The organism is Scytonema sp. UIC 10036, assembly GCF_009725235.1.
In genome coordinates this window covers 21722-36448 of the sequence record NZ_WJFC01000011.1, presented here as the reverse complement: position 1 = coordinate 36448, position 14727 = coordinate 21722, and the positions used below count along the sequence as shown (strand labels likewise).

General features: G+C 42.1%; 14 protein-coding genes. 13 read left to right on the top strand and 1 reads right to left on the bottom strand.

Annotated elements, in window-relative coordinates; translation table 11 throughout:
* Positions 1–18: 18 nt before the first annotated feature.
* From F7734_RS07460 to F7734_RS07430, 7 genes are all read left to right on the top strand, one after another.
* Positions 19–216: a hypothetical protein gene (locus F7734_RS07460; protein ID WP_155744076.1), complete on the top strand. Its 198-nt coding sequence runs from the start codon at positions 19–21 to the stop codon at positions 214–216.
* 331 nt (positions 217–547) lie between these two features.
* On the top strand, positions 548–745 hold the full coding sequence (locus F7734_RS07455) for a hypothetical protein (RefSeq protein ID WP_155744076.1): 198 nt from the start codon (positions 548–550) through the stop codon (positions 743–745).
* Positions 746–874: 129 nt separating this feature from the next.
* Entirely contained in the window at positions 875–1336 is a 462-nt protein-coding gene (locus tag F7734_RS07450; RefSeq protein ID WP_155744077.1) for a hypothetical protein, read from the top strand.
* A gap of 219 nt (positions 1337–1555) precedes the next feature.
* Positions 1556–1753, top strand: a complete 198-nt coding sequence (locus tag F7734_RS07445) for a hypothetical protein (protein WP_155744076.1) — start codon at positions 1556–1558, stop codon at positions 1751–1753.
* Positions 1754–1882: 129 nt separating this feature from the next.
* Complete coding sequence (locus F7734_RS07440) at positions 1883–2344, top strand: hypothetical protein (protein ID WP_155744075.1); 462 nt, start codon at positions 1883–1885, stop codon at positions 2342–2344.
* A 21-nt stretch (positions 2345–2365) separates the two neighbouring features.
* Complete coding sequence (locus tag F7734_RS07435; protein WP_155744074.1) at positions 2366–3106, top strand: glycoside hydrolase family protein; 741 nt, start codon at positions 2366–2368, stop codon at positions 3104–3106.
* Between the two features lie 693 nt (positions 3107–3799).
* Positions 3800–4888 (top strand): hypothetical protein, encoded by a 1089-nt coding sequence (locus F7734_RS07430; RefSeq protein ID WP_155744073.1) that lies wholly within the window; start codon positions 3800–3802, stop codon positions 4886–4888.
* Between the two features lie 245 nt (positions 4889–5133).
* Here the strand turns inward: F7734_RS07430 and F7734_RS07425 are convergent, their stop codons facing one another.
* On the bottom strand, positions 5134–5319 hold the full coding sequence (locus F7734_RS07425; RefSeq protein ID WP_155744072.1) for a hypothetical protein: 186 nt from the start codon (positions 5317–5319) through the stop codon (positions 5134–5136).
* Positions 5320–5512: 193 nt separating this feature from the next.
* On the opposite strand from F7734_RS07425, the gene F7734_RS07420 reads away from it, so the two are divergent.
* The 6 genes from F7734_RS07420 (at position 5513) to F7734_RS07395 (ending at position 14678) form a co-directional block, all read left to right on the top strand.
* Entirely contained in the window at positions 5513–9793 is a 4281-nt protein-coding gene (locus F7734_RS07420) for a CHAT domain-containing protein (RefSeq protein WP_155744071.1), read from the top strand.
* Positions 9744–10037 carry a hypothetical protein gene (locus F7734_RS07415; RefSeq protein WP_155744070.1) on the top strand — a complete coding sequence of 98 codons (294 nt, stop codon included), beginning with the start codon at positions 9744–9746 and terminating at the stop codon, positions 10035–10037. Before F7734_RS07420 ends, F7734_RS07415 begins: the two co-directional genes overlap by 50 nt.
* A gap of 276 nt (positions 10038–10313) precedes the next feature.
* Entirely contained in the window at positions 10314–11366 is a 1053-nt protein-coding gene (locus tag F7734_RS07410) for a hypothetical protein (protein ID WP_155744069.1), read from the top strand.
* A gap of 728 nt (positions 11367–12094) precedes the next feature.
* Entirely contained in the window at positions 12095–12661 is a 567-nt protein-coding gene (locus tag F7734_RS07405; RefSeq protein ID WP_155744068.1) for a hypothetical protein, read from the top strand.
* 625 nt (positions 12662–13286) lie between these two features.
* A complete protein-coding gene (locus F7734_RS07400; RefSeq protein ID WP_155744067.1) occupies positions 13287–13850 on the top strand; it encodes a hypothetical protein in 564 nt (187 codons plus the stop codon).
* Positions 13851–13937: 87 nt separating this feature from the next.
* Complete coding sequence (locus F7734_RS07395) at positions 13938–14678, top strand: L,D-transpeptidase (protein ID WP_155744066.1); 741 nt, start codon at positions 13938–13940, stop codon at positions 14676–14678.
* The last annotated feature ends 49 nt before the right edge of the window (positions 14679–14727 follow it).

Below are 14727 nucleotides of genomic sequence, written 5' to 3'. Positions count from 1 at the left end.
CACTATTAGGAGTCTACCATGTTTTCTCAAAGATTAGCAGCCACTCTAGAACCAGAACAATTACAACAATCCAAGCAAAAAAAGTTATCTCTCATCGCCAAAATTCACAGAAGTACACTGCGGTGGTTTGATAGCAGCACCACTAGTAGCAGATCCATGCCAAAGCCACCCCGTACAGGCGGTACGGATACAAAAGGCGCAGGCGATCGCAGATAATGTTATGTTCTGTTGAATCATTATTATTTAAACCTCACGCAAAGCCGCACTCGTCGCAAAGCAAAGATGCAAGTTTTGGAAGTCCCTAATTAACAACCCTGTAGACTTGAAATACGTCAAGGGAGTAGAAGCCAACGGATATCCCATTACACGTAGCTGACAAAGATGGCATTTCGAGTTTCCAAAAATTTTTCCGCGCTTTGAATAAAACCTTGAATCCAAGAGCAGATATATTTAGAGAGTTGCAGTTGTGCTGGACAAACAAGAAACTCAAGGGACAACAACTCTCACTTCATTAATCAATTTTTTCGGTCACTATTAGGAGTCTACCATGTTTTCTCAAAGATTAGCAGCCACTCTAGAACCAGAACAATTACAACAATCCAAGCAAAAAAAGTTATCTCTCATCGCCAAAATTCACAGAAGTACACTGCGGTGGTTTGATAGCAGCACCACTAGTAGCAGATCCATGCCAAAGCCACCCCGTACAGGCGGTACGGATACAAAAGGCGCAGGCGATCGCAGATAAGCCACATTCGCGGCAGACAGTTGGGACTGATATCTTCAAAACAACAACTGACGAACCACAAACAGCAAAAAGACTGAACAACAATCACAAAGTCAATTTTCATATTAATTCAAAAGGAGAAATAAGAAGATGCTGTTATTTTTCACCATGCCACTAGACGAAACATCTCAGTTAAACAGAGGAAGACTATTCCTGATTGATGAAGCACAAGGAATTGTCGGCAGATGGGTGGCGACAAGCAGCACCGCAGATAAGCAAGGCGTCAAAGATTGGAATGTACGTGGCGGAGCATTACCGCCTACTTATGAGTTGTCTCAACCATTAGCTTTTTATTCTGTGGCAGTCAACCCTGTAGACTTGAAACACGTCAAGGGAGTAGAAGGCAACGGGTATCCGATTACACCTTTTGAGGTGAAAACAAAGGATGGCGGGACTCGCAGCGATTTGCTGATTCACCGCGATGCCAATGTGCCAGGAAGTATGGGTTGTATCGTCCTCTCAGATGGTGAGTTCGCTGATTTTGAAAAAGTTTTCGCAGAAAAATGCCAACAGCACAAAGAAGTTAAACTTCTGGTTGGTTACACCTACTAAACCACAGAAAATTCTATCCATTCCCCTCAGCCATATATCAGTAGCTCACAGCCATGGCATTTCGAGTTTCCAAAAATTTTTCCGCGCTTTGAATAAAACCTTGAATCCAAGAGCAGAAATATTTAGAGAGTTGCAGTTGTGCTGGACAAACAAGAAACTCAAGGGACAACAACTCTCACTTCATTAATCAATTTTTTCGGTCACTATTAGGAGTCTACCATGTTTTCTCAAAGATTAGCAGCCACTCTAGAACCAGAACAATTACAACAATCCAAGCAAAAAAAGTTATCTCTCATCGCCAAAATTCACAGAAGTACACTGCGGTGGTTTGATAGCAGCACCACTAGTAGCAGATCCATGCCAAAGCCACCCCGTACAGGCGGTACGGATACAAAAGGCGCAGGCGATCGCAGATAAGCCACATTCGCGGCAGACAGTTGGGACTGATATCTTCAAAACAACAACTGACGAACCACAAACAGCAAAAAGACTGAACAACAATCACAAAGTCAATTTTCATATTAATTCAAAAGGAGAAATAAGAAGATGCTGTTATTTTTCACCATGCCACTAGACGAAACATCTCAGTTAAACAGAGGAAGACTATTCCTGATTGATGAAGCACAAGGAATTGTCGGCAGATGGGTGGCGACAAGCAGCACCGCAGATAAGCAAGGCGTCAAAGATTGGAATGTACGTGGCGGAGCATTACCGCCTACTTATGAGTTGTCTCAACCATTAGCTTTTTATTCTGTGGCAGTCAACCCTGTAGACTTGAAACACGTCAAGGGAGTAGAAGGCAACGGGTATCCAATTACACCTTTTGAAGTAAAAACAAAGGATGGCGGGACTCGCAGCGATCTGCTGATTCACCGCGATGCCAATGTGCCAGGAAGTATGGGTTGTATCGTCCTCTCAGATGGTGAGTTTGCTGATTTTGAAAAAGTTTTCGCAGACAAATGCCAACAGCACAAAGAAGTTAAACTTCTCGTTGGTTACACTTATTAAATTTATTAAGAGGAAAGCAATATGAAACTTCAAGATATTGTCAAGCTTAACGAATCCTTCGAGTTTGATTATTTAGGACAAGATCGCGAGTTAGCACAACAAATTCAAATTCGCCTGAGAGAGCTAAAATTACTTTCTGGAGTTGCCGACGGCGCTTATGGACCAATCACTAAACAGGCAATAGTAAAATTTGCTCAAGCCTTTAACCTACCCGAACTTTTAAATGCAGCATTTGCAGAAAAGCTCATTGAAGCTAAGGAAGTTCCCAATACCATAGCCTTAATTCCTACAAGCTTACCTATTTCTGGCGTTGAGTTAATTAAACGCTTTGAAGGTTGTTTTCTCAATGCATATCCCGATCCTTTAACCAAGCGAGAACCTATCACAATTGGTTGGGGATCGACTAAGAAACGTGATGGTAGTGAGTGGCATCTTAGAGAGAGCATTTCCCAACAAGAAGCTGATGAGCTTTTGATTCTTCAGTTGGAGAGAGATTACTTACCCGATCTAGCAAAAATACCTTGTTGGAGCGAACTCAACCCTAACCAACAAGGAGCATTACTCAGCTTTGGCTACAACTTGGGAAGTAAATTCTATGGTGCTCCTAACTTCAATTCAATCACTACAGTTTTAAACAATCGTGATTGGTCCAAAATCCACGAAACTTTTATCAAGTATCGCAACCCTGGAACAAATGTTGAGCAAGGGCTTTTGGCACGAAGGCAAGCTGAAGCTGAACTATTTTTGACACCATACCCTTAGTTTGCGCTTTTAAGATAGCAATCAATCAAAGAGTTTAGAAACCACATATGAACGCAGATAGGTGTACTATCAAGGGATAAAAATTACTAGAAGTTGAAGAAGAAGTCAGAAGACAGAATTCAGAATTCAGAATCAATTGGATGGGGATTCAGACCCCAACCAATTGTAGACACCGTGTAGACGGTGGGGATTTAAACCCCTTTACTCATCCACCAGTCGCACAGAATTCAATTCTGAATTCTGGCTCCTGACTCCTGAGTTCTTCTTGTTAAACAGCTAGCCCAACCCGGTTTTTCAGAAAAACCGGGTTTTTCATTTAGCAAAGATATAGCAATCCTAAATCATTTATGAGAGTTTTATAGCGGCTGGCATCCAGATAAAGAACAAGTTCATCTGCGTGCATCCGCCTGAAGGGTGCGGTTCCGGAAATCTTGAACGTATTAAACCCAACTGAAAACTTGAAAACATCCACTCAAAACCATTCTCTAAAAAATTTTCCGGAGAGTGAATAAAACCTTGAATCCAAGAGCAGAAATATATAGAGAGTCGCGGGTGGGATAACAAAGATGTTCACTGATAGTCACCTCACTCATCTACTGGTGCGATCAACACCCAGACAACGCTCTCTCACTTGTTTTTGATTTTTATTTATCAAGTCGTCAAAGTTATTACTTAAATCATTAGGAGTCAGTTATGTTTGCTAAAAAAATTGCTACCATCAGTTTATTAAGTTTATCAACCACTGCGATTTTATTTGCAAATGTTGCCTCAGCTCAAGTGGTGAATCAACAGATAAAGGGTGTGGCTAATGGCCCGGAGACATTTGTAGATGCAGCGAACTACACGGAAAATCCTACAGGAATTTTAAATCAAGCCATTGATTGTGAAGCAAGAAATGATGTTCCACAGATTGACCCACGTTGCGATGCTCGCAACACGGCAATTTATGATTCACACCGCACCTCTTCACCAACAGACGAGCCCGAACCCAAGCGCGAAACCGATTCATCAACTACCAATATTCCCAGTATCAGCCAACAGGTAGAAAACGGTGGCACAAACACAACTGTGATTACTCCCACCACAGCCAACTCTGATTCAAACAGCAGTAGTGAATCCAACAGTAGCTCTGATGCCAAAGCCACAATCCGCGACAGTGGTAACAGCCACAATACCAATGAGAACAATGCTCAAGGTGGTTCGGCCACAGTCGGTCATGTCAATAACAGTTCTAGCTCTTCGGTTGGTGACCAAAAGAACCAACAATCTGTAACTACTGGTGCTACAACTGTCGCCCCCAATGTTTCCCCCAGCACACGTGTCAAGGTGGAAGGTGCGCGACACAACCACATTCAGTTTGGTTCGCAAGCACCCGGAACTGGCGGTGAAGCTTTCTCATTCCAATACAGTTCGGCTTGTGGCGCATCGGTGAACTACCGCCAAGGTTTTGCTCTCAAGCCAAAGCGCATTGGTGGTGGTGGTTTGGGTTTTGCGTTGGATGTTTCTAGCACTGGCATGGATACTATCGAAAGTCGGGATGCTGTTCAAAATAAGATGGAAAGCGCATTTCTTGTAGCTATGAGCGTTGTCAACAACCAACAAACTTTCGAGCAACGACTCAACTCCGGTGCAGTCTCTCGTCAAGAAGCTTACACTAGAGCGATCGCTAACTGTGCTTCTTTTGTCCCAAATAGCGACCCTCCCACAGTTTACGAGCAACCAACAACACCTACAACTGACGTTGATAAACCCCGCACTTGCACTGCTGTTGGTTGTAACTAATACCAAATCAATCAATCTCCAACTTTTTCTCTGGAATGTTTCTGGTGGGATGGTGCTCGTAGCCCGTCCCCTTTTTCTTTTGCGGCACTCTTCATCCCATTCTCGAAAAAATTTTCCGGAGAGTGAATAAAACTGTGAAGACGCGAGCAGAGATATATAGAGAGTTGCAATTGCGCTCCAAACAGAACGACATTGATATTATGACAAATGTAATGTCCAGATAATGACATTTCTAAGATGCAAGCTCAAAGTTTGTACTGATATCTTAAAGTCATGAAGTCAAGAACATAAAGGGCGGTGCTGTTATTTCTCACTATTCCTTGTAAGATTGCTTCTGGATGAACGTTGTGAGCTTGTGACCAACCACGCTCCCATAAGTAAATTGCCAGTGCAAGAGTGTTGTTGGTAACACCAAAGCGGACAACTTTCATCTTGCTTTAATTAATTGTTTGCAACCAAATGAGGTACTCCTTATTGTAAGGGTATAAGACCGCCACGTTCTTACCAATGTACTTCATTCTACCTAAAAAATGCTGTATAAGATTTCTCTTGCTAACTTTCTGGCAATCTCATATTTTGTTTGCTGTGTAAAATCGTAAATAATCATTCTTTTTCCAATATCTCATGAATAATAGCCTATATGTCAAAACAATTCTGATTCTAGCTGCCAATCCCACAAATACCTCCAGGTTACGACTGGATGAAGAGGTGCGGGAAATTGATGAAGGATTGCGACGCTCTAACCAGCGCGAGCAGTTTAAGCTAGAGCAAAAATGGGCAGTGCGATCGCGAGACTTTTACCGAGCTATTTTGGATTATCAACCTCAAATAGTTCATTTCAGCGGGCATGGAGCAGGGCAAGAAGGTCTTGTCCTAGAAGATGAAATGGGGCAGCCAGCGTTTGTTAAGGCAGATGCATTAGCAGGTATGTTTGAGATATTTGCTACAAACGGTGTAGAGTGTGTAGTGTTGAACGCTTGCTACTCAGAGGCGCAGGCAGAAGCCATTAGTCAGCACATTAATTATGTCATTGGCATGAACCAAGCAATTGGGGATAGAAGCGCTATCAATTTTACCGTCGCATTCTACGATACTCTTGCAGCTGGGAAAGATGTAGAGTCTGCTTTTAAGTTAGGCTCATCTCAGCTTATTAGCTTAAATGAATACTCCACTCCAGTATTTAAGAAAAAAAACCACATCACTCAAACTCAATCTAACTTTATTCCTCCCAACCCCTATCAAGGATTGTTTGCTTTTGGTGAGAAAGATGCAGAATTCTTTTATGGAAGAGAGAAATTTGTTGAGAATTTATTCCAAACCACTCATAAAGATCCCTTAATAACTGTAGTGGGTTCTAGCGGTAGCGGGAAATCCTCCGTCGTTTTTGCGGGATTGATTCCACGCTTGCGAACAGAAGGCACTTGGTTAATTGAATCTTTTCGTCCTGGTAAACAACCATTTGATGAGCTAGCTTCTGCTTTGGTGCGTCAGCTAGAACCAGAGCTTGGTAATCTCGAGCGAGTAGTCAAGGCAGTGAAATTGGCAGAAAGGCTAAAAAATGGTGAAATAAGTTTGCAGCAGATAGTGTCTGGCATTTTGGAAAGTTCCAATAAACGTCTATTGTTAATAGCAGACCAATTTGAGGAACTTTATACTCTTTGCCAGGATAAAAAACAACAGGAGCGCTTTGTTGATATTTTACTAGAAGCTATTTATCAAAAAAGTCTAACGTTAGTTCTTACTCTCAGAGCTGACTTTTACGATGATGTTTTATCCTACCCTCCGTTTTGTCATGCATTGCAAGAGTTTACGCCTCAGTTACTGAGTTCGATGAGTCGGGACGAACTCAAAGCAACCATTGAGATGCCCGCTCAAAAGTTGAAAGTGCAGTTAGAAGAACATTTAACAGAACGAATATTAGATGATGTCGGCCAAGAACCAGGTTCTTTACCCTTATTAGAATTTGCGCTCGCTGAATTATGGAAGAAACAGCAAAATTATGTATTGACTCATAAAGCATATGACGAAATCGGGGGTGTGAAACAAGCTTTGGTTAAACACGCTCAAGAGGTTTATAACAAACTTAGTGATGTCGAGAAGATACAAGTACAACGCATTTTTCTGCCATCAGTTCGCCCTGGAGAGGGAACAGAGGATACTAGGCGCTTAGCTACCCGCACAGAAGTTGGGGAAGAGAATTGGGGACTGGTTATTCGTTTAGCCGGTCCTGAAGCACGTTTAGTCGTGACAGGACATAATGATAAGTCTGGTGAAGACACGGTGGAGGTAGTTCATGAAGCGCTGATTCGCGAATGGGGAACTTTGCGAGAGTGGATAAACGCTAACCGTCAGTTTCGCCTTTGGCAAGAACGGCTAAAACTAGCAATACACGAATGGAAAAATAGCGATCGCGACCCTGCTGCATTATTGCGGGGCGTACCGCTAGCTGTAGCAGAAGATTGGTTGCAAAAACGTTTAGACGATCTGACAGAAGAAGAGCAAGACTTTATCATAGCTAGTTTAAGATTGCGGGAGAGCGAGCAAAAGGAAAAACAACGCAGAAGACTGCGGATCGTCTTAGGTCTAGCTGCTGGTTTTATAGGTGCTGTAAGTTTCGCTGGGTTCGCACTTAGGCAACAGTGGCAAGTAGAAACCGCTCAATTAGATCACAGTAAAGCTCTCAGCCAATATTCAAAACAAATTTTTGAGCGAGATCAAAAGCTTGAAGCATTGATAGTAAGTTTACGAGCAGCAGTACCACTAAAAGGGCGAGCTGATATTCCAATGCAAGTAGTGGCTGCATTGCAACAGACAGTTTATGGAGTAAAAGAGTATAATCGCTTAAAAGGTCATAACGGTTCTATTACAAAAGTAGTGTTTAGCCCAGATGGTAAGACCATTGGCACTGCTAGTAATGACTACACAGTGCGTTTGTGGAATCTGCAAGGACAGCAACTCCATACCCTTAGGGGTCATGGCAGATCTGTTACAAAAATAGTGTTCAGCCCAGATGGTAAAACTCTTGCCACTGGTAGTGATGACTACACAGTACGCTTGTGGAATTTGCAGGGACAAGCGATCGGTATCCTCAGCGGTCATGAGAGATTTTTGAGGGCAGTGGAGTTTAGCCCAGATGGTCAGACTATTGCCACTGCTAGTAATGACCAGACAGTACGCTTGTGGAATCTTCAAGGACAGGAAATTCAAAGACTAACCGTCAACGATCGCAGTTATAGTACAGAACGCGTAGCGTTCAGCCCAGATGGTAAGACCATTGCCATTGCTAATAGTGACTACACAATACGCTTGTGGAATCTTCAAGGACAGCAACTTCATGTCCTTAAGGGTCATAGCGATTCTATTGAGCACGTGGCGTTCAGCCCAGATGGCAAGACTATTGCCACTACTAGTTACGATCGCACAGTACGCTTGTGGAATCTGCAAGGACAGCAACTCCATGTCCTTAAGGGTCATAGCGATTCTGTTCAGCACGTGGCGTTCAGCCCGGATAGCCAGACCATTGCTACGACCAGTTATGATAAAGTACATTTGTGGAATCTGCAAGGACAGCAACTCTATGTCCTTAAGGGTCATAGCGCTGTTATACAAGTAGCGTTCAGCCCGGATGGCAAGACTATTGCTACTGCTAGTTATGACAATACAGTACGTTTGTGGAATCTGCAAGGACAGCAATTCGATGTCCTTAAAGGTCATAGCAATGCTATCCTAGACATAGCGTTCAGCCAAGATGGCAAAACTCTTGCCACTGCCAGTCATGACCGCACAGTACGCTTGTGGAATCTGCAAAGACAGCAATTGGATTTCCTTAAAGGTCATAGCGATGCTATCCTAGACGTAGAGTTCAGCCCGGATGGCAAGACTATTGCTACTGCCAGTCGTGACCGCACAGTACGCTTGTGGAATCTGCAAGGACAGCAACTTCATACCCTTACTGAGTACACTGGTTCCGTCAATAGGGTAGTGTTCAGCCCAGATGGCAAGATCTTTGCTGCAGGTGGTGAGGGCGAGATGGTGCATTTGTGGAATCTGGAAGGAAAGCTCCTTAATATCCTCATGGGTCATAAGGCATATATCACAAACTTAGCATTTAGTCCCGATGGCAAAACCATTGCGACAGCTAGTTATGATAACACAGTAAGCTTGTGGAATTTGCAAGGACAGCAACTCCATACTCTTACAGGTCATGAAGGTTATGTTTATGACCTAGAGTTCAGCCCGGATGGCAAGACCATTGCCACTGCTAGTGCTGACAATACAGCACGTTTGTGGAATTTGCAAGGACAGCAACTCCATGTCCTTAAGGGCCATAGAAGGTTTGTCAACAAAGTAACGTTCAGCCCAGATGGCAAGACCATTGCTACTGTCAGTCGTAACGACACGGAAGTGAAGTTGTGGAATCTGCAAGGACAGGAACTTTATACCCTCACCGGTCATACCGATGCGGTCAATAATGCCGCTTTCAGCCCGGATGGTAAAATTATTGCTACTGGTAGTGATGATAGTACAGTACGCTTGTGGAATCTGCAAGGACAGGAACTTTATACCCTCATCGGTCATAGCAAACCTGTCTGGGCACTCAGGTTCAGCCCGGATGGTCAAACCCTTGCTACTAGTAGCAAGGACAATACATTGCGTCTGTGGAATCTACAGGGAGAACTCGTCAATACCCTGACTGGTTATAAAGAAACTATCACAGACGTAGCGTTCAGCCCAGATGGTAAAACCATTGTCACTGCAAGTGCTGACAATACAGCACGTTTGTTGAAGCTGAATTTCGATGACTTACTATCACGTGGTTGTGATTGGGTGCGCGGGTATCTGAAGTACAATACCAATGCCAAAAATAACCGCCATTTATGTGATGGTATTGGTACTCACAGGTAGCCAATGCCAGCCACGTATTCATCTTTCTGTCTCAGTTTCAGGAAAAAGCCTCGCACTTGCACTGCTGTTGGTTGCAACTAAATCCCTTGTGAATGGCAAATGTCATACTCTCATTGTCACATTTATTCGATACTTTCTGAAAGTTTTACAGATATCTTTAGGTTATCAACTTAATCAATACCTTAAAAAAGAACCGCAGATGAACGCAGATGAATCTGTACTTCATTTAACTGAGAACCGCTAGAATTTTTCGACTGGGACGGTGCTTATAGCCCGTCCCATTGATGTTGAGCTACTCTTCATACCATTCTCTCAAAAAATTTTCCGGAGAGTGAATAAAACCTTGAATCCAAGAGCAGAAATATATAGAGAGTCGCGGGTGGGATAACAAAGATGTTCACTGATAGTCACCTCACTCATCTACTGGTGCGATCAACACCCAGACAACGCTCTCTCACTTGTTTTTGATTTTTATTTATCAAGTCGTCAAAGTTATTACTTAAATCATTAGGAGTCAGTTATGTTTGCTAAAAAAATTGCTACCATCAGTTTATTAAGTTTATCAACCACTGCGATTTTATTTGCAAATGTTGCCTCAGCTCAAGTGGTGAATCAACAGATAAAGGGTGTGGCTAATGGCCCGGAGACATTTGTAGATGCAGCGAACTACACGGAAAATCCTACAGGAATTTTAAATCAAGCCATTGATTGTGAAGCAAGAAATGATGTTCCACAGATTGACCCACGTTGCGATGCTCGCAACACGGCAATTTATGATTCACACCGCACCTCTTCACCAACAGACGAGCCCGAACCCAAGCGCGAAACCGATTCATCAACTACCAATATTCCCAGTATCAGCCAACAGGTAGAAAACGGTGGCACAAACACAACTGTGATTACTCCCACCACAGCCAACTCTGATTCAAACAGCAGTAGTGAATCCAACAGTAGCTCTGATGCCAAAGCCACAATCCGCGACAGTGGTAACAGCCACAATACCAATGAGAACAATGCTCAAGGTGGTTCGGCCACAGTCGGTCATGTCAATAACAGTTCTAGCTCTTCGGTTGGTGACCAAAAGAACCAACAATCTGTAACTACTGGTGCTACAACTGTCGCCCCCAATGTTTCCCCCAGCACACGTGTCAAGGTGGAAGGTGCGCGACACAACCACATTCAGTTTGGTTCGCAAGCACCCGGAACTGGCGGTGAAGCTTTCTCGTTCCAATATCGTTCGGCTTGTGGCGCATCGGTGAACTACCGCCAAGGTTTCGCTCTCAAGCCAAAGCGCATTGGTGGTGGTGGTTTGGGTTTTGCGTTGGATATTTCTAGCACTGGCATGGATACTATCGAAAGTCGGGATGCTGTTCAAAATAAGATGGAAAGCGCATTTCTTGTGGCGATGAGTGTTGTCAACAACCAACAAACTTTCGAGCAACGACTCAACTCCGGTGCAGTCTCTCGTCAAGAAGCTTACACCAGAGCGATCGCTAACTGTGCTTCTTTCGTCCCAAACGTTCACAATGTGAATGGCGATGACAAAACCGAGAACCCCACAATGCCATATTAATAAGACATAACTTCTAGGACGGCTTTATATTGTGAACCATTACCGCCTTGGGGTGACTAAGTTCGGTGTACTTTTGTGCTGTACTTTCAATGGGACAGTTACCATCTCAAACCGTTTACCCTGTACGCATAATGGTTTTGCTCCGTAGAGCCTTCCCTTTCAGGAGTAATGTTAGCCTTGCCAAGGTTATTGGTCGGTACTTTTCGGACAGCACTGGCTTACCCCTTGTAAACCTGTTTAACCATCCAATTTCAGAACTACAAACTGGCTTCGCATCTGTAGGTGAGACTTTAACTCTTGCCAATAACGCAGTCAGTTAAGACTTAAGCTGGTCAGCTAACTAAAATTTCGAGGCACGAAGCCCCGTTACTTTAGTACGGGGTGCTGACAAGAGGGTCATTTCTTTTTTGGCTCGCAATTCATTTTAACGTGAGTTCGACAGACCGAGCGTCTACTTGATGCAGATGAAAAATGGAAAATGCTTTGATGAAGTTATCAATACTTTTACAGGTGCAGTTATCAGTCGTACTGAAGGCTCTTGTAACAAGAATTGTAAGTAGGCATCATGAACTCTTTCCCCGTGTTCTCTGCGCCTAGTGCGGTTTTAAAAGCTGCTAGATCCCCGACTTCTTGCTCCAAGAAGTCGGGGATCTAGAGGTAACTCATGGGTTTTTGATTTTTATTGATAAAGTTGTCAAAATTATTACTTAAATAATTAGGGGTCAGTTATGTTTGCTAAAAAAATTGCTACCATCGGCTTATTAAGTTTATCAGCAACTACTATTTTGTTTGCAGATGTTGCCAGTGCTCAAGTGGTGAATCAACAAATTAAGGATTCAACTGATGGTTTTGAAACTTTTGTAAATGCTAATAACTTAACTGTCAATTCCACTGGCATTTTAAATCAAGATATTGATTGTTACGGCAGAAATAATGTTCCAAATATTGACCCACTTTGTGATGTTAGCAATACAGCTATCAATGGTTCTTCAAGCACCACATCACCAAGCACTTCACTACTTTATTTTTTTTATAGGACAATGAAATTAATTATCGCACTACTCATTTTAAGAGCGATCGTTTCTAAGTGGAGAGTCCGTAATGATAAAAACAGAAAAAGGAGTGATGTCGTTAGTATTGGGTGGAGCGGCGATAATAGTAGCACAAGTGAGTGGAGTGGCGACAATAGTGGCGGAAGTTGGTGGAATGACAACGATAGTAGCTGCAGTATTGATACTGGCAGCAGTAGCTCCAGTAGTGATAGTGGCGGTAGTAGCTGCAGTAGCGATTGGTGATGGACTTCTAAATTAAAAAATATCCAACTTTTTCATCTATATTTTTCTTGTGGGATGGTGCTCTTAGCCCGTCCCATTTATTTTTAAAGGCTCTTAAAACTCAAGTCATTGGAGCCACAAAACTGGTCTATTATCCAAGGAATTAGAACCAACATCACCCATTGTAAGGACGCAAGGCAAAGCGCCCCTACAACATTTGAAACGACTGTGATTCGTCGATCCATATGATGGTCAATTTGTACAGTGCGTAAATCCTAGTTCCGTTTTTTAGATTTAAGTGCATAAGCTGATTTCACTTGCATCTATTTAATAATGTAAGGATGAAAACTTATGTTTTGTAGGTTCAAAACCTTACTCAGTGAGGTGAAATATGTCTGATTTACTATAGCAAGTTTCACACAAACAGAACTGGCTGAACGCATATTTCGCATATCAGACGACAGGTATATAGAGAGTTGCAGTTGCACCTCATCAAGAAAAAATTTTAAGTTGCTAATCACCTAAATCATACGCCTTTATAACGGCAAAACTCTAACAGAGTAGAAATGTTTCAAACGAATATTTCTACAAACCATCATGTCTTTTATTCAAAAAATAACCAATCTATCTTCTAACGAGGTTAATTATGAAACTGTTTTTTCGTTTTGCGATCGCGACTCTTTTAGCTAGCGTACCTTATGCTCAAGCTATTGCACAAGTAGCAATGTCTCCTTCAAGGAATATAAAAGCGCTACAGCATAACGAATCTTCTGTAAGAGTTGTCAAGCGTGAAGTAACCCCTGGGCTTGTAACGTTTACCCGTCAAAACGGCTGCTTGTTGCAAAATCCCATCTCCAGAAATTTTTTGAATGACGGAACGGTTTTAGAAACTCCAATTCGACTCAGTGCTTCCACAAATAGCATTCCAAAATGGCGAAATGAATCCAGAAAGCCTTGGCAATCTCAATTGACTGATTACGAAGGAGGAGAACGCAAAATGATGCTTTTTCAAATCGGAAGACATCCTTCAACCCCTATTGCAGTTGAAGAGAGCAGTGAAAAACTGTTAGACTCACAAACCATATGTACAATTGCAGCTTATAAAATTTTTGAAAGCAACAATCGCTTGCTTACACCAATCCCTACTCACAAGCACAACAGTTTATCTTTACCTTTAGAACAGGGATGGAAAAAGCATTTTAATTATTAGCATTTCTCATTTGTTATTTGTCAGAATTTCAAGTAGGTTGGTATTTAGTTACAAAGTTATGTAAGTTTTTACATTAATACCTCATTTATGCTGAAAAAAATCTTAAAAATTGCTTGTTTTGTAGCAATTATACTTGTAAAGTATTCCCTCATCAATATTATATTTCAACCTCAAAAATCAAATGCAGCACATATATATGCTTATAATTTTGAGAAGTTTAAGGCTACGAAAAGTGTTTATTACGATCCAAGTATAACGAAAGAGAACAATCAATGTTTAAATGGATTGCTCAATCAGCTACCTCAACAGGGGGATAAAAAAACCACTGAAGCTTGTCTTAATACCTTTGGCTACAATCCTGAGAAAAAAATAAAATCTCCTGTAATGTTTGTTTTTGAAATTGGAAAAACTTCACAAGATGTTACAACCACTCTCATCTATAAAAGTAAAAATGGTCAGATTCATCAGGAGAAATTTAAGGCTGTAGGCTCGCGTTATTATGAATGGCATATCAAATCGGGGATTTATACACTAGATTATATTAAGCCCGATCGCAGCCCTGCTTTTAAGCCTGCTTATGGGAATTTTTATTCTCCTGAAGGTGAGAAAGATAAAAATGGTAATCCTGTAAATATAGGATTCCACGGACGTGAAGGGAACTTAATGGCTGGAAATGGCTCTAATGGCTGTTACCGCCATCGGGTAGAAGATATGAAGAGAATCATGACGATTGTTAAAAATGCTGGGGAAGATGCAAATCTACCTCATAACTGGTACGAAAGTACCTTACCAATTGCTGTGATATCAAGGTTGCATCTGGATAAGTAGCCCGTAAAAAACTAAATATTCTTCCAGAAAATGCTTAATATTATCCGTT

Bases quoted from the DNA above. Each gene is read 5' to 3' on its own strand.
- F7734_RS07435 (WP_155744074.1), top strand. From the start codon at position 2,366: ATGAAACTTCAAGATATTGTCAAGCTTAACGAATCCTTCGAGTTTGAT.
- F7734_RS07430 (WP_155744073.1), top strand. From the start codon at position 3,800: ATGTTTGCTAAAAAAATTGCTACCATCAGTTTATTAAGTTTATCAACC.
- F7734_RS07400 (WP_155744067.1), top strand. From the start codon at position 13,287: ATGAAACTGTTTTTTCGTTTTGCGATCGCGACTCTTTTAGCTAGCGTA.
- F7734_RS07460 (WP_155744076.1), top strand. From the start codon at position 19: ATGTTTTCTCAAAGATTAGCAGCCACTCTAGAACCAGAACAATTACAA.
- F7734_RS07450 (WP_155744077.1), top strand. From the start codon at position 875: ATGCTGTTATTTTTCACCATGCCACTAGACGAAACATCTCAGTTAAAC.
- F7734_RS07410 (WP_155744069.1), top strand. From the start codon at position 10,314: ATGTTTGCTAAAAAAATTGCTACCATCAGTTTATTAAGTTTATCAACC.
- F7734_RS07395 (WP_155744066.1), top strand. From the start codon at position 13,938: ATGCTGAAAAAAATCTTAAAAATTGCTTGTTTTGTAGCAATTATACTT.
- F7734_RS07415 (WP_155744070.1), top strand. From the start codon at position 9,744: ATGCCAAAAATAACCGCCATTTATGTGATGGTATTGGTACTCACAGGT.
- F7734_RS07405 (WP_155744068.1), top strand. From the start codon at position 12,095: ATGTTTGCTAAAAAAATTGCTACCATCGGCTTATTAAGTTTATCAGCA.
- F7734_RS07440 (WP_155744075.1), top strand. From the start codon at position 1,883: ATGCTGTTATTTTTCACCATGCCACTAGACGAAACATCTCAGTTAAAC.
- F7734_RS07425 (WP_155744072.1), bottom strand. From the start codon at position 5,319: ATGAAAGTTGTCCGCTTTGGTGTTACCAACAACACTCTTGCACTGGCA.
- F7734_RS07455 (WP_155744076.1), top strand. From the start codon at position 548: ATGTTTTCTCAAAGATTAGCAGCCACTCTAGAACCAGAACAATTACAA.
- F7734_RS07420 (WP_155744071.1), top strand. From the start codon at position 5,513: ATGAATAATAGCCTATATGTCAAAACAATTCTGATTCTAGCTGCCAAT.
- F7734_RS07445 (WP_155744076.1), top strand. From the start codon at position 1,556: ATGTTTTCTCAAAGATTAGCAGCCACTCTAGAACCAGAACAATTACAA.